Source organism: Pseudomonas kulmbachensis (genome assembly GCF_963681935.1).
Taxonomy (GTDB): Bacteria; Pseudomonadota; Gammaproteobacteria; order Pseudomonadales; family Pseudomonadaceae; genus Aquipseudomonas; species Aquipseudomonas kulmbachensis.
Genome location: NZ_OY817088.1, coordinates 3301237 through 3318933, shown reverse-complemented (window position 1 = coordinate 3318933; position 17697 = coordinate 3301237). Strand labels below are relative to the sequence as shown.

The 17697-nt window shown below is 53.9% G+C and carries 21 protein-coding genes and 2 pseudogenes; 14 read left to right on the top strand and 9 right to left on the bottom strand.

What is annotated here, in order from left to right; all coding sequences use genetic code 11:
- Positions 1–37 precede the first annotated feature (37 nt).
- Together fabF and U5A05_RS15195 are read left to right on the top strand one after the other, a co-directional pair.
- Positions 38–1330 carry a beta-ketoacyl-ACP synthase II gene (gene fabF / locus U5A05_RS15200; RefSeq protein WP_321833731.1) on the top strand — a complete coding sequence of 431 codons (1293 nt, stop codon included), beginning with the start codon at positions 38–40 and terminating at the stop codon, positions 1328–1330.
- A gap of 256 nt (positions 1331–1586) precedes the next feature.
- Positions 1587–2192, top strand: coding sequence for a hypothetical protein (locus tag U5A05_RS15195; RefSeq protein ID WP_321833730.1), 606 nt, complete (start codon positions 1587–1589; stop codon positions 2190–2192).
- 158 nt (positions 2193–2350) lie between these two features.
- Here the strand turns inward: U5A05_RS15195 and U5A05_RS15190 are convergent, their stop codons facing one another.
- The 3 genes and pseudogenes from U5A05_RS15190 to U5A05_RS15180 all read right to left on the bottom strand — a co-directional run.
- Positions 2351–2812 (bottom strand): NUDIX hydrolase, encoded by a 462-nt coding sequence (locus U5A05_RS15190; RefSeq protein WP_321833729.1) that lies wholly within the window; start codon positions 2810–2812, stop codon positions 2351–2353.
- A gap of 107 nt (positions 2813–2919) precedes the next feature.
- Positions 2920–3297 (bottom strand): c-type cytochrome, encoded by a 378-nt coding sequence (locus tag U5A05_RS15185; RefSeq protein ID WP_261738716.1) that lies wholly within the window; start codon positions 3295–3297, stop codon positions 2920–2922.
- Between the two features lie 173 nt (positions 3298–3470).
- Positions 3471–3686 (bottom strand): annotated as a pseudogene (locus tag U5A05_RS15180) (transposase); the annotation flags it as partial.
- Here U5A05_RS15180 and U5A05_RS15175 point away from each other — a divergent pair.
- Together U5A05_RS15175 and U5A05_RS15170 are read left to right on the top strand one after the other, a co-directional pair.
- Positions 3618–3905: pseudogene (locus U5A05_RS15175) on the top strand (cation transporter); the annotation flags it as partial. The pseudogenes U5A05_RS15180 and U5A05_RS15175 sit on opposite strands and share 69 nt — an antisense overlap.
- Positions 3906–4008: 103 nt before the next feature.
- Positions 4009–4224, top strand: a complete 216-nt coding sequence (locus tag U5A05_RS15170) for a hypothetical protein (protein WP_261738715.1) — start codon at positions 4009–4011, stop codon at positions 4222–4224.
- Between the two features lie 543 nt (positions 4225–4767).
- Here U5A05_RS15170 and U5A05_RS15165 read toward each other — a convergent pair.
- Both U5A05_RS15165 and U5A05_RS15160 read right to left on the bottom strand, forming a co-directional pair.
- On the bottom strand, positions 4768–5481 hold the full coding sequence (locus U5A05_RS15165; protein WP_261738714.1) for a helix-turn-helix transcriptional regulator: 714 nt from the start codon (positions 5479–5481) through the stop codon (positions 4768–4770).
- Complete coding sequence (locus U5A05_RS15160; RefSeq protein ID WP_261738713.1) at positions 5474–5728, bottom strand: helix-hairpin-helix domain-containing protein; 255 nt, start codon at positions 5726–5728, stop codon at positions 5474–5476. Before U5A05_RS15160 ends, U5A05_RS15165 begins: the two co-directional genes overlap by 8 nt.
- 232 nt (positions 5729–5960) lie before the next feature.
- On the opposite strand from U5A05_RS15160, the gene U5A05_RS15155 reads away from it, so the two are divergent.
- The 4 genes from U5A05_RS15155 (at position 5961) to U5A05_RS15140 (ending at position 9765) form a co-directional block, all read left to right on the top strand.
- On the top strand, positions 5961–6782 hold the full coding sequence (locus tag U5A05_RS15155; protein WP_395246766.1) for an ABC transporter substrate-binding protein: 822 nt from the start codon (positions 5961–5963) through the stop codon (positions 6780–6782).
- Complete coding sequence (locus U5A05_RS15150; protein ID WP_321833728.1) at positions 6779–7624, top strand: amino acid ABC transporter permease; 846 nt, start codon at positions 6779–6781, stop codon at positions 7622–7624. Before U5A05_RS15155 ends, U5A05_RS15150 begins: the two co-directional genes overlap by 4 nt.
- A 148-nt stretch (positions 7625–7772) precedes the next feature.
- Positions 7773–8657 (top strand): homocysteine S-methyltransferase family protein, encoded by an 885-nt coding sequence (locus U5A05_RS15145; RefSeq protein ID WP_321833727.1) that lies wholly within the window; start codon positions 7773–7775, stop codon positions 8655–8657.
- Between the two features lie 328 nt (positions 8658–8985).
- Positions 8986–9765: a transglutaminase-like domain-containing protein gene (locus U5A05_RS15140; RefSeq protein WP_321833726.1), complete on the top strand. Its 780-nt coding sequence runs from the start codon at positions 8986–8988 to the stop codon at positions 9763–9765.
- Positions 9766–9791: 26 nt separating this feature from the next.
- Here U5A05_RS15140 and U5A05_RS15135 read toward each other — a convergent pair whose 3' ends face one another.
- Together U5A05_RS15135 and U5A05_RS15130 are read right to left on the bottom strand one after the other, a co-directional pair.
- Positions 9792–10118, bottom strand: a complete 327-nt coding sequence (locus U5A05_RS15135; RefSeq protein ID WP_261742455.1) for a DUF2388 domain-containing protein — start codon at positions 10116–10118, stop codon at positions 9792–9794.
- Positions 10119–10342: 224 nt separating this feature from the next.
- Positions 10343–10819 carry a hemerythrin domain-containing protein gene (locus tag U5A05_RS15130; RefSeq protein WP_321833725.1) on the bottom strand — a complete coding sequence of 159 codons (477 nt, stop codon included), beginning with the start codon at positions 10817–10819 and terminating at the stop codon, positions 10343–10345.
- Between the two features lie 501 nt (positions 10820–11320).
- On the opposite strand from U5A05_RS15130, the gene U5A05_RS15125 reads away from it, so the two are divergent.
- The 6 genes from U5A05_RS15125 to U5A05_RS15100 all read left to right on the top strand — a co-directional run bounded on the left by U5A05_RS15125 (position 11321) and on the right by U5A05_RS15100 (position 16550).
- Positions 11321–11764 (top strand): CopD family copper resistance protein, encoded by a 444-nt coding sequence (locus U5A05_RS15125; protein WP_321833723.1) that lies wholly within the window; start codon positions 11321–11323, stop codon positions 11762–11764.
- A 163-nt stretch (positions 11765–11927) separates the two neighbouring features.
- A complete protein-coding gene (locus U5A05_RS15120) occupies positions 11928–13118 on the top strand; it encodes an NnrS family protein (RefSeq protein WP_321833722.1) in 1191 nt (396 codons plus the stop codon).
- A 28-nt stretch (positions 13119–13146) separates the two neighbouring features.
- Positions 13147–13584 (top strand): hypothetical protein, encoded by a 438-nt coding sequence (locus tag U5A05_RS15115; protein WP_321836522.1) that lies wholly within the window; start codon positions 13147–13149, stop codon positions 13582–13584.
- 473 nt (positions 13585–14057) lie between these two features.
- Positions 14058–15587 (top strand): flavin monoamine oxidase family protein, encoded by a 1530-nt coding sequence (locus U5A05_RS15110; protein WP_321836521.1) that lies wholly within the window; start codon positions 14058–14060, stop codon positions 15585–15587.
- A 14-nt stretch (positions 15588–15601) separates the two neighbouring features.
- Positions 15602–15997 carry a c-type cytochrome gene (locus tag U5A05_RS15105; protein WP_261738704.1) on the top strand — a complete coding sequence of 132 codons (396 nt, stop codon included), beginning with the start codon at positions 15602–15604 and terminating at the stop codon, positions 15995–15997.
- A gap of 49 nt (positions 15998–16046) precedes the next feature.
- Positions 16047–16550, top strand: coding sequence for a RidA family protein (locus tag U5A05_RS15100; RefSeq protein ID WP_321833719.1), 504 nt, complete (start codon positions 16047–16049; stop codon positions 16548–16550).
- 71 nt (positions 16551–16621) lie between these two features.
- On the opposite strand, the gene U5A05_RS15095 is transcribed toward U5A05_RS15100, so the two are convergent.
- Entirely contained in the window at positions 16622–17197 is a 576-nt protein-coding gene (locus U5A05_RS15095) for an acyltransferase family protein (protein ID WP_321833718.1), read from the bottom strand.
- Positions 17191–17640: an acyltransferase family protein gene (locus U5A05_RS15090; RefSeq protein ID WP_321833717.1), complete on the bottom strand. Its 450-nt coding sequence runs from the start codon at positions 17638–17640 to the stop codon at positions 17191–17193. The genes U5A05_RS15095 and U5A05_RS15090 overlap by 7 nt, the downstream gene beginning before the upstream one ends.
- Positions 17641–17697 lie beyond the last annotated feature (57 nt).

Sequence of the window (17697 nt, the reverse complement as noted above, 5' to 3'; positions counted from 1 at the left end):
TTTTTACCAGCGTCGACTGAAAAACAAAGAGGTTTCAATGATTAATCTCGAAGCTCAAAAGCGAATCGTAGTGACAGGCGTCGGAATAGTCGGGCCTCTGGGATGCGGAGCAGAAGAAGTCTGGAGCAGGTTGCTGTCTGGCCGTTCCGGCATCCGTAACTTGCCAGGCGATATCACCGAGGGTACGGGCGTTACCGCAGGAGGTCCGGTGCCGTCTCTGGAGGAGGATGCCATCGCAGGCTACGATCCGGAGCGAATCATTTCGGCCAAGGACCGCAAGAAGATGGACCGCTTTATCGAGTTTGCACTGGTGGCTGCCCACGAAGCACTGGAACAGGCAGGTTGGCAGCCCACAACGGCCGTGGAGCAGGAACGGACGGCAACGATCATTGCATCGGGCGTCGGTGGGTTTGGCGTGATTGCCGATGCTGTACGAACCACCGATACACGCGGCCCCCGTCGATTGTCGCCGTTCACTGCACCGTCTTTTCTAGCCAACATGGCGGCAGGGCACATATCCATCAACTACGGCTTCAAAGGGCCGCTCGGCGCTCCTGTAACCGCCTGTGCGGCCGGTGTGCAGGCCATCGGCGATGCGGCACGAATCATCCGAAGTGGTGAGGCAGACATCGCCCTCTGCGGGGGCACCGAAGCTGCAATCGACCGAGTGACACTGGGCTGCTTTGCGGCGGCCCGCGCGCTGTCTACAGGTTTTGCCGAGCACCCGCAGCAGGCTTCACGCCCTTTTGATCGTGATCGCGACGGCTTTGTAATGTCCGAAGGTGCGGGGTTGCTGGTGATCGAGACACTGGAACACGCCCTTGCGCGGGGTGCCAAGCCCCTGGCGGAGCTGGTCGGCTATGGCACCAGCGCCGATGCTTATCACCTGACGGCGGGCCCAGCGGACGGCGGTGGTGCACGACGCGCCATGGAGCAGGCGTTGCGCCAGGCTGCTGTGAGCCCTGCCCAAGTGCAGCATATCAATGCGCATGCCACCTCCACACCGGTCGGTGACAGGGGGGAACTGGCAGCCATCCGCTCGTTGTTCGGGACTGACTCCAGCGTGGCGATCAGCGCGACCAAATCCGCCACTGGGCATCTTCTGGGAGCGGCTGGAGGCATTGAAGCGATCTTCACCGTTCTGGCACTTCGAGACCAGGTCGCGCCACCCACACTGAATCTGACTCATCCCGATGAGTTGGCCGACGGGCTCAATCTGGTCGGTCCTACTAAACGAGAGATGTTAATTACTCATGCACTTTCAAATGGTTTTGGGTTCGGTGGAGTTAACGCCAGCGTGCTGTTCCGTCGCTGGGAGCCTGAGCATTGAGAATAGATGTTGGTTTCAGAACCAATTATTTAGCATCAAGGCCGCAGTTTTCCAGCAGATAGCCACTTCATTGTTCAGGTAGGGAGGTGAAGCTGCGCAAAACCTACCTGGTAGGCCACGGTTTGTCGTTTGCTAGCGCACCGTTGGATTTCTGCCTAAAGCTCCTGCCAGTCATAATGTGCAGATGATCAAGAGTCTCCAAGCATCCAGATGTTTGGAGACTACAAGGATGCGCAACTAACGGGGTAGTCAAACGATGATTTTGGTTGTTGAGGGGATCAGTGCCAGCGGGAAAACCACCTGGTGCGCCAAGCATGGAGGGCAGCATGTTATTGCTGAAAACGGTCGTTTTGAAAACGAACCGGATCGGATAAAGGATTCATTTGGAGCTGCACGTTTTTGGGCAGAGCGAAACGTGGATCGCTGGCAAACGGCGCTGGCCATGGAAGATATTTCTTCGTGGGCTATGTGTGACAGTGACCCTCTCAAACTCCACTACATTTGGTGTCTTTGGCAGATCGGCGAGGCGAGCGAACACGACTGGCAAATAGAGTTGGAAGCCACAAGAGAAACGATCGCACAAGGGCGTATTGGTTTTGCTGACTGTTACATTGTTGGCCGCATAGATCCGATGCTCGCGCGAGAACGAGCCAAAGCAGACACTACCCGCCGACGGAGCAAGTTCGAACTTCATGTGCGCCTCCAACAGGCTTTGCTAGCCTGGTACGCATCTATGGACGAAGTGCTTCCCGGCAGAGTGCGATTTGGGTTTCCTTCCAAAATGCCCACTGTAGAAAAGCTTGAGGGAAGATATTCGGTTACGTCCTTTGATCAAATGATCGCATTGCTCCCCAGAAAATAGTCAGCGCTTCTGCAGATAGGGATGTGAGAGGTTGATGCATAGAGTGTGATTTGACGTGAGTGTAATGAACAGGGGTGTTAGGCAGCCTCTTACATTCTTGTTGCACGTCAGCTTCTGGCCCAGGGTGTGTAAAAACGCATATGGATTCGCGGTGACGGTTACGCCCCCGGTGTGAAGACAGCTGCATCTACCAGCATCTCCACTAACGCCTCTGGCCATACCGTTTCTCCAGTAGATCTAAGCTCAAGAGCGGACCACCAGTGATGATCTGCCATGACCTGAGTCTCGTGTAAGGTCCATTCGGAGCTAGAGATAATCTGGCTGTCCACGTGCACAACGAAATACTGCTCAACGGCGAATACCGTCTCGCCGCTGGGCAGGAGCATTGAAAACCTCCGATCTGCCACAGGCCCTACAACAGTGTTGACTTGAATACCGGTCTCCTCACGCAGTTCACGTATTGCAGCGGCGTGGAATGTTTCTCCGTCCTCAAGACCACCGCCAGGGGTGGCCCAGTAATTTTTACCGGCTAAAGCTCCATCTTTATGGAGAAACTTGAAAAGCAGGACATCTCGAGAGGGGCTTATAACTAGTAATCGTGCTGCCTTTCGCTCACGCATTTGACGTATATCGCTCCTGAAGTTTTGTGAGGTGGATTGCAGCCCTGATTAGTTGGAGGTCACCCACATGGCTCTTGGGTTTCTGTGCCTGCCTCTCAACTCAACAATCATCGATTTTTTGAAATCATTCCATTCATGTATTGATTTAAATCGCGTAGATCTTTAATCCCCCATGAGTACGGCGATAGCTTTACACCATTCTCTCGCAACGTTTTTGGAATCAAGTCTCCATTTGGGCGAAGTATTATCGATGATACAATCACGCCCGGATAATCATTTAATCGTTTTTTGAAAGCAGAAGTTGTTAGATCAGGTGTAGCCGGATTGCTTTTATTAGCCAATGGCCCTGTTGCTTTGAGATCTAATCCGTGGCACATGGAGCATCGCTGTAAATAGAGATTTTTCCCATTAACATTATCCGCGAAGGACAGTGGTGTTTGAATTAGCGACAAGATTCCTAGCGTAGCGATGAATGATATTTTCATTATTTTTATCCTCCTTGATGGATCAGCGTCGATTGGACCCGATTTAGTGCGCGGGGAAGATATCAGCCTTCGTATCTGCACTCACAGTCATTTCTGATGCCCATTGAATCAACTCGTTTTCCAGGCGCATTCCAGTGACCGCTTCCGGCCCAGAGTGTGTGAAAACGTCAGAGGGCTTCTCGTTCAAGGCGTCTGCTCGACTGAATGTGGTTGAAATAGCCGTAGATATAGAGCTTCAGCAAGATTGCGGGGTGGTAAGCAGGTCGACCAGTATCGGCTGGAATAACGCCTTCAAAACCCAAATTGACCAGGTCGAGTTCGTCGGCGCCATCGTTATTGCGCGGTGGGCATGGACCTTGATGGGGGCCACCGCAGGTGTGCTGCTGGATCAGACTGATGCGCACGTTGCCGAGGAAATTCGTGAACTGGTTGAGACTCCGGGGGATGCCACCATTACGGACTTGCACGTCTGGCAGATTGGGCCGCAAGCCCATGCGGCTATCGTCAGCGTCCTTGGTGAGGGCACTGCGAACGCCGACAGCATTCGTGAGCGTCTTAAGCCGGTTCACCAGGTCAGCCATCTCACGGTCGAGTTTCGAACGGCCTGATTCTGCTCTCCGTGACCGAGCGCGATAGTACGCTGGTGGCAATTTACTGTTAGATGGAGTATTTATTTTGCTCCGGCACCGGGTCGGCTCAAGGAGCAGAATAATGAACAGGCAAGCCTATTTTTTGGAGGCCGAACGTCTTTCTGACGATTTTGCAGATAAGGTCAAGGCCGTCGACGACTACATGAAAACCGCACCCGACCTTGCAGACGACGAAGCCTACAAGAAGCTTTGTGACCTGCAGAGTAAGGCAAGTGCTGCAGCTGGGCGCTGGTCTTCACACTGTGAAAATAATCGTAGCCATATTCGATCCGTTTAATAGTCGCGACAGATCCGCATCGATTATCGTAGCCAAGCCAACTCAAGTTTCCGCGACACGTTTTCAGATTTCACGAAGTCGTGTTGCGCAGGAGTTATAAATGGTGAAGAGCCGCCTGGGCCAAGGCCGTGCAGGTGATGAATGATCAACATTACTGTTTCGCCTTACTCATCGATGCCATCCCAGGTCATCAACTCACCTCTGGCGCTAGATGGCTCATGAACGTCAGATTTTCAATAGCGTACATATACTCAGAGAATCTCGGATCTCCATCGTTGAACGCCTTTGCCACTTTTTGTGCGTTCTCAAGGCTGTCCCACATTGCCAGGTCCGCGAATATTCGGTCGTCGCTCGTAGGGCAGTAGGCTCGGTACTCGAGCAAACCCGCAAAGCTCTTTAACGTTTCGCGAAGCCCTGCGCGGAGCACTGGTATTTGTTCAATGCATTCTTGTTTGACCTTGAAAATGGCTAATTCGAGTACATGAGATGAGCGCTGCATAGGGACGGCCTTCTGTGTGTTGAGGAGTCCTGATTATCAGTGGCTCATACTGACAGCGTTGTGTCAGTAGTGGTGATCGCTTTCCACTGGCTTGCCTGGTGCTTCATATACGCTTGTAGATCAAGGGCCGGGTTGTTGGGAGATGGTTGTTGAGTAATAGCAATGGAGGCTATGCGATCGACCCGAAAATCACGATATGCCGCTCTGGTACTACACCAGCTTCCAACGGTCCACTTTCCTCCCCAATAGAACAGTCCAAGGGGGGATATGAGGCGCTGCGAAACCGAACCGTCCAAGCGGGTATACGTTATTTTCAGCGCCTGAGTGTTTTCGATGGCATTTCGCAGGGTTGCCAGATGGGCACGTGTCGAAGAGGACGTTGTTCCGAGTGCCCTGATTTTTGCAGCGCAGGGATCAACCGTGTGAAGGGCACTGGACGCCGAGATTTTGCTCAACAACATGCGTGCTGCAGCGCTTAGATCGTTATCGGCGCAAGCTGAGAGCATTTCCATCCCTAGCATCAACGCATCCAGTTCGAGTCTGTTCAACGTTAAAGGTGGCATCTCAAAATCGGCATCCAAGGCATATCCCACTCCTGCGGTGCCATAGATTGGGATCCCACTGAAAGAAAGGTCGTCGATGTATCGATAGATTGAGCGAACGGAAACACCAATTCGACTAGCCAGCCGTTCAGCAGAGATTGGCTGATGAACACGAATCAGATTTACCAACTGAAACAAGCGATCAGCTTTACGCACCTGATGTGCTCGACCGAGAGTCCTTTGCAAACTGAATGGCTGCGTTAATCGCCGCTCTGGCTTGGGGGCTGTTTTTCCAGCAAGTCGATCCCACTGCTGCCGATGCCTGAGCCAGGATGTCAGTGGTGTTGGCTTCGCTGAGCACCGCGAGCGAGTCAATGCCCATCTGCTCAAGGCGAGCGATAACGGTCGGTCCGACGCCCTTCAAGGCTAGCAAGGCATTATGTTCCGTCAATGGAAATGGCATCCGTAAACTCCTGTTCTCGGGTAATGAGGTCGCCTGATTTTGCCTTACGGGAGAGGGCATCTCAACTCGCTTCGGATCGCACGCGGGGTGGCCCGGCACATGCGGGCATGTCGGGAGCAACTGTTCGATATAGCTCAAAGCTAGGGTGTTATTCCATTAAATCAGTACAAATAGGATTTATAGTACGTTTTAATCTATTCGTATGACTTTGAAATGATTGGAGTATTGGTCTTTGAAAACAATAGCGCTCTTACCCTTTGGCCTGGCTTTGCTCGCAACCTGTGCCACCGCTTTTGCTGGGCCCACCCTGGATCGTGTGACTAAAAAAGGGGAGATGACAGGGGTTCTGATGGAGAGCTATCCGCCATTTTCATTTCTCAACGATCAGAACCAACTGGACGGGTTTGACGTTGATGTCGCCAAGGCCGTAGCGCAACGACTAGGGGTAAAACTCAAGCTGGAAACACCGTCCTGGGATGTGATTGCTGCTGGCCGCTGGAGTGGGCGTTATGACATCTGCGTCTGCTCAATGACCCCAAGCAAGGCCCGTGCTGAAGTATTCGATTTCCCGGTCGAGTATTACCAGTCGCCAGCGGTCATCGTGGTCAACGCCAAAGACAACGCTATCGTCGAAGGCAAGGATTTATCAGGGAAGAAAGTCGGTGTGATCAGCGCATCGACCTATGAAGCTTATTTGAACAAGGACCTGGTGATTGAGGGCGCAGAAGACAAGCCTTTGAAATATCCGTTCGATACCGTGCAGATTGCCCCCTACGACAATGAAACCGTGGCGTTCCAGGACCTGGCATTGGGCAGTGGAGTGCGTCTGGATGCCATGGTCACCAATCTCATCACGGCCCGTGAACGCATTGCCCAGGATCCCCGCTTCAAGATTACCGGCGACACGTTGTATGCAGAGCCCAATGTGGTAGCGATTGAAAAGGGCGACCCGCAGTGGAGCGCCAAGGTGACTGAAGCCATTACTCAACTTAAAGCCGACGGCACACTGAGCAAGATTTCGCAGAAGTGGATCGGTGCCGATATCAGCCAATGACAGCCCACAATCCACACCCCGCCAAGACGAATTTAATTGCCAAAACCGAGCCGCGTCGTTTGAGCCTACGGTTCGGTTTTCGCACTCGGCTCTATCTCACGTGGGCAGTTTTACTCGGTTTGTGCGTCATGTTTTTCATGAGCTTCGACCTGAAGTTATCGATCATTCTGGATAAATTGCCGAACCTGGTGGGCTGGCATCTGGGCCCCAACGGTTTCTTTCAAGGCGCAGCGCTGACGTTATTTCTGTGTTTCTGCTCAATCTGGTTGTCATTGCTGCTCGGTTTTGTGACCGCGCTCGCACGCCTGTCGCGCAGTGCCGTGGCCTTTGGGATCGCGAGCTTCTACGCGTCTTTTTTTCGCGGCACTCCGTTGCTGATTCAGATCCTGCTGATCTACCTGGGCCTGCCCCAGATCGGTGTTGTCCCAGGTGCAATCAGCGCGGGCATCATTGCCTTGTCGCTGAATTACGGCGCTTACCTCAGCGAGATTTTCCGCGCCGGGATCATGGCGGTAGCCCCCGGTCAGCGTGAAGCTGCGATGGCTTTGGGGCTTTCGCCGACAGCGACTTTTCTGCACATCATCCTGCCCCAGGCGATGCGCACGATTATTCCGCCGACAACCAGTCAGTTCATTTCAATGCTCAAGGACTCCTCCCTGATTTCGGTCATGGGCGTCTGGGAAGTGATGTTCCTGGCGCAGTCGTATGGGCGTTCGTCTTATCGCTATATCGAAATGCTCACGACCGCAGCGGTTATCTATTGGCTGATGTCGATTGGTCTGGAGTTGCTCCAGAACCGCCTCGAGCGCCATTACGGCAAAGGGTTCGTAAATCAGCGGTAAGCCGATCCCTTCACCAGCAAGCCAGTGACTGCGGTGAATGGATATTCAAAAGGTGACGCGCTCTGGATGTTGGATCATTTTTTGGCGCTTGCACTTATTAATCAGCTACACGTCTCAAACTTAGAGAAGTGACATGAAGGAACGATCAATGGTTATTCTTGATGGTGGTATGGGGCGGGAGTTGCAACGTTGTGGCGCACCTTTCAGGCAACCCGAGTGGTCGGCTCTTGCATTGAGCGAAGCGCCGCAAGTGGTAGTTGCCGTGCATACAGCGTTTATCGAATCCGGTGCTCAAGTTATTACCAGCAACAGTTATGCAGTTGTTCCCTTTCATATCGGGGAAGAGCGATTTGCTAACGAGGGATTAAAACTGGCCTCGATCGCAGGTCAACTGGCACGCACAGCTGCTGACGCAAGCGCCCACCCGGTCAAGGTAGCGGGTTCTCTTCCGCCGTTGTTCGGCTCCTATCGGCCTGACCTGTTCCAGCCGGAGCGCGTGGCAGAGGTTCTTACGCCTCTGCTTCAAGGCTTGGGAGCGCACGTGGATCTGTGGTTGGCAGAGACTCAAAGTTCGCTTGCCGAAGTGCAGGCGATCCATGCTCATTTGCCATCTGACGGTAAACCGTTCTGGGTATCCTTCACGCTTCAAGATGAAGACGTCGACGGTGTGCCTCGCTTGCGGTCCGGTGAGACCGTGGCTGAGGCAATCGAAGTTGGCGCAAAAATGGGCGTGGCTGCGCTGTTGTTCAACTGTAGCCAGCCGGAGGTGATCGGTGCTGCAGTGGATGTGGCGCAATCGATTATCAAGCGTTTGGGCGCTGATATCGCGATTGGTGTCTACGCCAATGCCTTCCCGCCGCAACCGAAAGAGGCGACGGCCAATGACGGCCTGGATGAACTGCGTGAAGACCTCGATCCTTTGGGTTACCTGCAGTGGGCCAAGGATTGGCAACAAAGAGGAGCCAGTATGATCGGCGGATGCTGTGGGATCGGCCCGGAGCATATTGCCGAGCTTAAACGCAGCCTGACATGATCCAGAAACACTCGCGCACAGAGTGAGAGTCAGCACGGCCGCTGCAAGATTATCGGATGTAAGCGATTGTCTTGTAAGCGGCTTTGTTTATTCACGGTCACGCGTTGCAGGGCGCCAGAGGAGTGCACAAATGGAATCGTGCTCAGCACTCTAACCGTCCGCCCAACATAGTTTGTTGAACGACGTTCCTGCTCACCTGCTACTGCATCACTACGGCACTGTTAATCTATTGCAGATGACAAGCTCATTTGGAGTGGCTGGAGGGCGGAGTCTTGACATTGAAGTAACTAGAGGGTTCAGGCTGCACAAAACCACGGAGGATTTGGCTATGAGCAAGCAGCAGGATCAGGACTATCTAAGACGTACTTCAATACTCGACTTCGACGCCCCCAGCATTACTCAGCTCATCGACGTACGCGGCTGGCGTCAATTGCCGCAGGAGCAGGCTGCTAGAGCCGTCTACGAATTCTGTCGCGACGAGATTCTTTTCGGCTATAACGCTGGCGCCGATAACTTGCCAGCGTCCGCCATCCTTGAAGAAGGCCTGGGCCACTGCAACACCAAATCGACACTGTTGATGGGATTGCTGCGTGCGCTGGGCATTCCTTGCCGACTGCGCGGTTTCACCATCGACAAACGCCTGCAGAAAGGTGCAATGACCCCCTTTGTCTACTTCATGTCACCGAAGGAAATCCTTCATACCTGGGTCGAGGTCAGCCTGCACGAACGCTGGGTAGTGCTTGAAGGGGTGATTTTGGACGAGCAATACCTGCGTGCAGTGCAGAACAGGTTTAGTAACTGCACGCACGCTTTTCTTGGCTATGCCGTAGCAACGCCTTGTTTGGCCAAGCCCGCAGTGCAATGGACCGGTCGGGATACCTTCATCCAGCGCGAAGGCATTGCCCGGGAACTGGGGTTGTATGCCTCACCGGACGAGTTCTATACCGAGCACAAGACTAACTTGACCGGTTTGAAGGGTTGGCTTTACCACCATTTTTTTTACAAGGTACTCAACAATAACGTGCGTCGCATCCGTGAGGGGGCACACGACAGCACTGCGCTGAGCCGTGAATGCGAGCATCGTGAGCCCCCCAGTCCATCGTTTTAATAAGCGTTTTACACTGAAAGGGGCACTCAAAAAGCTGCTGCGATCGCTTGCGCCAATTGCTGGTCGGACATCAGCGGCGCAGGGTAAGTCTCGCGATAATAGCGAGATGCCTGTTCAAACTGCGCCCCACGAATTTCGCCGTCAGAACCAATGAACGCAAGGGCATCGGCTTTGGATGATTTGAACATCTGTGGAATGCTGGAGGTCAGGCCTGTAGTGCCTGCGACTATCAAGAAGGGAATCGCAGTGGTAATCATGAGTGCTGCCTGGAACGGGTTGTTATTTTCAGCGGCCACGGTTTGGGTGCTTATAGTCATCAGAAAGGCGACCCCTACAGCTTTCCATGAGTCCATTCTTAACACTTCCATTGCGTTTGGATGGCCGCCACCATAGCAGAGGAGGGGGCTTTTCAAAAACCTGAAGCCTGGCGCAGGGGCTGTGACGGTTGAAGAATCTGAGCGCTCGTCAGCTCATCAATCCCATGACCGCCAACCCGATTGAAATGTAGTTTGGGTGGCAAATACTCTATTTGAACTGGCTACCAACTCCAGTAATCAGGCAGAGCCACCCAAGTGCATCAGGCAGCGCGTTTTGACGTGCCAAGAGTTTTTTTCAGGGCCGTTTTCATCGCCAGCATTTGTTCACCCAGCTCATCCAGTTCGGCTTTTCCAAGCAGCTTTTTCGCTTGTGGGAACATCTCCGTTTCTTCCTCCTCGATATGGTGCTCAAGTAGCTCTTTCACTACTTTGCACCTCCCGGCAAATTCCGGAGTGGACGGGTCAGTGTTCTTGAGATCAGGAAGAACCAGCGAGTCGACAGTACGGTGCTCTTCCTTTGCCTCGTAATACATTTCTTCTTGTTCTTTACCGCCCGCTTTTTTAAATGCCGGATAGAGAATTTTCTCTTCAAGTTGCGTGTGTATGCTGATTTCCAGCTCAAGCTTGTGCAGTAGCTCGGTGCGTTTTTTCAACGCTTTATCTGTTGTGGCGCTGAGCTGGGCAAGGATCGATTTAACTTTTTCGTGGTCGGCCAGCAGAATGTCAATGGCGTTCATTTTTGCCTCACTATCACGGATGGATGGTTCCCGCTCTGTCTTGGCGGTTCAATTGTCGTGATGGATTTCGCAATTGCTGTGCCAAAAACGAAATTTAAAAATCATAGTATTTTCAATGCGTTATAAAAATAGTAGCCAAATATAATCATGCATCCTGCCCGAGATTTTTCTTTGCGCATTGCAAAAAGCAGATAGCTGAAAAGGCTGCGCTACCGGATCAATCGCACCGGTTGCAGCAATCTCCTTGTCTGGATTCCTTGATTGACGTCAACCGCAGGGCTCGGCCTGCTCTGTATTGTGCTCTGTAATCGACAGGTGGAAGGGCAAGGCTTATGCATTGCTTGAAACCCCGCGCGCCATTCTGGAAAACCCAGCAGGTGGCCGAGGGTCCCATTGGGTCGAGGCCCGCAACAGTGATCGCGAGGCCGCGCAACGACGGGATTGACGGTTTTTAATCGCGGTGAGCGAATCGTTTTCAGCTGAAATGAGAGCCAGAATCCCATGCTCTATCCGCTATTTCTGACCTTGCATCTGTTTGCTGCGCTGATTTTTATCGGCACGGTTTTCTTTGAAGTCCTGTTCCTGGGAAGTATCCGCAAACAGCTGCCCGCCAAGGTCATGCTGCTGGTCGAGCAGGGTATCGGTCAACGCGCCCGCATCTTGATTCCATGGGTGTTGCTGGTGCTGTTCGGTGCCGGGTCAGGGATGGTCTGGCTGCGTTATGTGCCGGTTTTGACCACACCCCTGGCCTCATCGTTCGGCACCTTGCTGATGCTGAAAATCGTGCTTGCCGTCAGCGTACTGCTGCACTTTCTGGTCGCCATGTACCTGTTCAAAAGTGGCCGGATGAATGCTCGATACCTGCATTTCATCCACGGCAGCCTGTTTTGCCACATGATTGGCATCGTACTACTGGCCAAGGGCATGTTTTACCTGACCTGGTGACCTGGCTTGCCCGCGAGCTCAAGCTCCGCTGCGATCACGGTGTGCCCCACCGTGAGATCGACCTTTGATCTGCGACAACGGTGATTGATCGCCAATACCCGATGATGGAGCCCGGAATTACTTCGACGCTTGCGCGCCGGCAACACGTTAGAGGAGTGGTGTTATGCAAGTGCTTGAGCGCCGTAAAGCGATGGCGATTACACCGCTGCTACGGTTGGCCTTCAGGCCGTTTTTCCTCGGTGGTTGCCTGTTGGCGGTGTTGGTCATACCGCTATGGCTGGCTGCTTTCAGCGGTTTGATTAGCCACTGGACCCCTGCAGGCGGCTGGTTGGGCTGGCATCGACATGAGCTGCTGTTCGGGTTCGGGTTGGCGATCATCGCGGGCTTTCTGCTGACAGCGGTGCAGACCTGGACCGGTCGCCCAGGCATCAGTGCAACACCTCTGGCGGCGCTGGCGCTGCTGTGGCTGTGCGCGCGGCTGGCCTGGCTGGCCAATGCGCCCTGGCCGTTGCTCGTGGTGCTGGAGTTGGGGTTCCCGCTGGCGCTAGCGGTGTTGATGGGCATGACCCTGTGGCAGGTGCGGCAGAAACGTAACTACCCGATTGTGCTGGTGTTGTTGCTGTTGGCCGCGGCCGACGGGCTGTCCCTCCGGGGCCTGGTCCAAGGGCACGAAGGCTGGCAGCGCCAGGGCGTACTGGCCGGTATCTGGCTGGTGGCGGCGATGATGGGTTTGATCGGCGGGCGAGTCATTCCATTCTTCACCCAGCGCGGCCTCGGCCGGGTTGAGGGCGTTGCCCCCTGGGCGTGGCTGGATTGGTCGTTGTTGCTCGGTTCAGTGTTGGTTGCGTTGCTGTATGCGGCGGGACCTGCGCTCAACCCCGATGTACGGGTTGGTTTACTGTTCGCGGTATTGGCAGTGGGGCATCTGCTGCGCCTGATCCGTTGGCATGATCGGGCACTCTGGCGCGTGCCGTTGTTGTGGTCGTTGCACCTGGCGTATGGCTGGTTGGCGGTGGCGTGCCTGGGCATGGCGCTGTGGCATTTCGGTGTATCGATCAACCCGAGCCTGGCGGTGCATAGCTTGACCATCGGTGCCATGGGCGGACTGGTACTGGCGATGATTGCGCGGGTCACCCTTGGGCATACCGGTCGTCCGCTGGAGCCGCCATCGGGCATGACCCTGGCGTTCATTTTGCTCAATCTGGCGTGTCTCAGTCGGGTCGGGCTAGTTGTCTTTTTTCCCTTGGCGGCGTTGTGGCTGGCGGGTCTGTGCTGGACGCTGGCGTTTGCGCTATATGCCTGGCGTTACGGGCCGATGCTGCTGCGCTCCCGGGTTGACGGTCATCCAGGTTAGGCCCGTAACTCGTAGGAGTTGGTCAGTGATGTATCCCTTTTTGCTGGTGATTCACTTGCTCGCGTCAATCGCCTTCATCGGCACGTTATTTTTCGAAGTAGTTATCTGGCATCACGCTCGCCAGCAGTTGCCGGATGCCCCACAGTTGACGGCGGATCGGGCGATTGCAGTACGCTCGCGCAAGGTGCTGCATGGCGTGGTATTGCTGCTGTATGGCGCTGGCATAAGCCTGGCGTGGCAGTACCGGGGTGCCTTGAGTCAGCCGCTGGCCAGCAGTTTTGGCACCTTGCTGAGTCTGAAGATCCTGTTGGCTCTGAGTATCATTGGTCATTATTTGTTGTTGGCGTATTGGCTCAAAAGCGCACGGCTGACCAGCGCCCGGGCGAGCTGGATTCGTCGCAGCATTCTGGGGCATATGGTGTTGATCGTGATCCTCGCCAAGACCATGTTCTATTGGCATGGCTAAGCACTTTCCCATAAACCCCAAACACCCCGAGCGGACAAGGGCATGCTTTTATCACAGTCACTTTCCTGCAAGCTTCGATATTCAGCCGAGGGGGAAGAGTAGCCCCTCGGCCTGATCATCCCTTTGTAGCAATGCGCCCATGAAGCACACGGTCTAATGACCTGCCCAATACTGGCGCACCTGTCTTGCACCAAAAATAGACTTGGCCGACCTATGTCGAAGCATTTGGCTGCCTGGCATTTCAGAACTGCCACTTTTCCTGCGTTTCTCAATTTATGGCATACCGCTTGCTCTAGGGGATCACCGGGCGCAGACATTACTGTGGTCGGGCGATGCCATTAGCCGGGTTGTTCGTCAGTTATTGCCTGCGTATTTCCCTTCGATTCAAAGGATTGGTCATGCAAGAGAAATCAATGGTTGTGAGCCGTCGTACAGTATTGAACTGGATTGGAGTGACAGCGGGCGCTGCTGCGATGTATCAGGCAATGACTGCTTTAAGTTTTGCCGCTGAATCCAACCATGATCGCAACTTTGCATTAAGCGGTGCACCCAAGGGCACGCGAGTGTTGATCCTGGGAGCGGGGCTGGCAGGCATGACCGCGGCCTACGAACTGCGAAAGGCGGGCTATCAGGTCAAAGTACTGGAGTTCAATGCCAGACCGGGCGGGCGCTGCTGGACACTGCGCGGTGGCGACCGTTTCACCGAGTTGGGCGGCGCGACCCAGCATTGCGAATTTGACAAGGGACTTTACCTCAATCCCGGCCCATGGCGGATTCCGTACCACCACCATGCGGTGCTCGATTACTGCCACAAATTCGGTGTCGCGCTGGAGCCTTTTGTTCAGGTTAATTACAACGCAATGGTCCATTCCACCAAAGCATTTGGCGGCAAGCCACAGCGTTATCGCGAAGTGCAGGCTGACTTTCAGGGGCATGTTGCCGAGCTGCTGAGCAAGGCAGTCAATCAGCACGGCCTGGACCAGGCGCTGACCCGGGAGGACCGCGAGCGCTTGCTGGAAGTGATGCGCAAATGGGGCGCGCTGGACGCCGGCAACAGTTATAAAAAATCCCTGGAAACCAGCCTGCGTCGTGGCTTTGCCATCGACGATGGGGGTGGCCTGATGCCCGAGGCCGTGCCGTCCGAACCGATGGACTGCAAGGCGCTGCTCGATTCCAACCTGTGGCAAAGCATCGCCAGTGGCCAGGAGTACGAATACCAAAGCAGCATTTTTCAACCGGTTGGCGGCATGGACATGATCGCCCAGGCCTTCCAGAAGCAGGTCAATGACCTGATTCACTACAACGCCAAGGTCACGCGCATCCAGCAAAACGATACCGGCGTGACCGTCACTTATCAGAACAGCGATGGTAGTGGCGGGCTGCAGCAGGAGCAGGCGCACTGGTGCGTTTGTACCTTGCCGTTGTCGATTCTCGGGCAACTGCCGATCGATGTCAGTGCACCGATGATGAGCGCGATTCGTGCGGTGCCTTACGAGTCTTCGGTAAAAATCGGGCTGCAATTCAAGCGCCGTTTCTGGGAGCAGGACGAGCATATCTACGGCGGTATCAGCTACACCGATACGCCGATCAGTAAAATCAGCTACCCGAGCACTGACTACGGAAAACAGGGCAAAGGTGTTCTGCTCGGCGCCTACATCTGGGGCCCGAACGCATACGAATTCACCGCCATGAGCCCGCAAATGCGTGTGCAGAAGGCTGTTGAATACGGCGCGCAGATTCACCCGCAATACCCGAGCGAGTTCGAGAACGGGATTGCTGTCGGCTGGCATCGGGTGCCCTGGACTAACGGTTGCTACGGGCTATGGACCCCCGAGACCCGTCAGCAGCATTACAAAAATCTGTGCCAGATTGACGGTCGGATCGTCCTTGCCGGTGAGCATGCGTCCTATATCCCGGCCTGGATGGAGGGTGCAATTCTGTCGTCACAGGATGCGATCAAACGTCTGCACACCCATATCATCGCCAGCGCGAAAGCTGCCTGACTCCGGAGTTAGCCATGCGAACAACTTTCACGATAGCCACTCTGTTGAGTCTGCTGGCCAGTACCTCAGTGCTTGCAGAAGAGACGCCAATGCTTTCCACCTCCGGCAAGTTCGATCAACCCAGTGGCGAGGCCCTGTTCAATCAGGTCTGTCAGGGCTGCCATATGGCTGAGGGCCAGGGCTCTCACGGTGCAGGTGCGTATCCGGCCCTGGCGACCAACCAGAAACTGGGGGCCAAGGTCTACCCGGTGTACATGGTGTCATCGGGGCAGGGCGGCATGCCGGGCTTTAAAAAGTACATGGATGATCAGCAGATTGCATCGGTGGTCAACTATGTGCGTACCCACTTTGGTAACCAATATGCCGATAGCGTGACGGTCGAAGATGTTCGGGCGGTCACCCAGCGCTGACACAAACATGGACGGCGCGCTTTGTTCACATCCCTAAAGGAATAAAAAGATGTCTAAAAAAATCATCCCCGCTTTTCTCCTGACCTCCCTGTTGGCTGGCTTGATGGCTTCGCAGGTAAATGCGGCTGAAGTGATACGCCACAAGTTGCCGAACTCGGACTTCCCGATCTCCCTGGCCGTCGAAATTCCGCCGGGTGTCACCCTGGTCAACCTCAGTGGTGTTGTACCTCCCGTCGCGGATAGCAAGGCAGACCCCAAGACTCTCTCGGCCTATGGCAATACCGAAGTGCAGACGGTCAACGTGCTGAAAAATATCGAGGCCACATTAAAAAACCTGGGCCTGACCATGGGTGATGTAATCAAAATGCAGGTCTATCTGGTGGGCACGCCAGAGACGGGCAAGATGGACTTTACAGGCTTTATGAAAGGCTACACCCAGTTCTTTGGCACCAAGGACCAGCCTAAGCTGCCAACTCGCTCGGCATTCCAGGTGGCCGGCCTGGCCAACCCGAATTATCTGGTTGAGATCGAAGTGACTGCGGCTCGGCCGTAATTCGGCGAGGCGTCAGGCGCCATGACCACTGAGTTTCAGTAGTCATGGCGTCAGTAGTGGCAGAGCGCATTTTAGGCAGTAGGCAGTGTTGCTGTGTAACGTTTGGAGTTCTTTTTCACCAGAGTGGAAATGGGTTTTTCAATCCATCTGAAACTTGAGTAGGACACAACAAGAATACCTGCGATGGTCAAGGCAAATGTTACTGCATCGTGAAAATTCAAGAGCTCCTGAATTTTCATCATTGAGCACATAACCAGCACATGGCACAGATAAGTTGAGTATGACCAGTCGCCAAGGCGGCTAATTAACCCCGAACCAGGACTGAAGCGCTCAAGAGATACGGCCGCAAAGAGAATCATTGCGCAAGGAAGGCCTGACTTTAGAGGGTTATGGGAGACTTGCCCGTAAAAGATAATCATCCCGATAGCAACAAGGATTACAGCGACAGCGACTAACGAGGGTGTTTTCTGTACCCAACCTTTTTTATAGGCGATGGCAATCAGTATTCCGAATAAAAATTCATAGATGATTTTGTTGCCATAGAAGGCAAGATCACCTCCTAGACGGGAGATAAACTTGCAAAGTAGAAAAAGCCCAATCGCTACCATCAGCAGTTGGAGTTTTTTCGGAAAATAAAAGCTCAGCAAGAAACGCTATAAAATGCCATTTCATAGTTCAGCGTCCAACCCACCGTCAACAGGGGATACGGACCAATGCCTGAGGGGTTTTGAGCCGGTATAAATAGCAGACTCTGCAGAAGGAACGTCGGGTCGAATGCCGTGAGTGGCAAGAAAGTTGGTGCATTGAGCAAAATAACCGCCGAAATAAAGGTGAAAATCCAATACGCCGGCACAACCCTGGCCAAGCGATGAACCGCAAAAACACCCGGTGTGACATTCTTGCCCGCCACTGAGAGATAAATAACAAAGCCGCTGATGATAAAAAATAAATCGACACCAATAGCGCCATACATATGAAGCGCTTTAGAGAGCGGGCCGCTCAGGTTATTGCCATGCACAACTTGAATGTAGTGATGAAACACTACGAGCCATGCAGCCAAGGCTCTTAAGAGTTGAATTGAATTGAGCATAGCAAAAGGCCATGTAATAAAGAGGCCGAGTATAGTCAAAGGATTGTATTTGTCTTT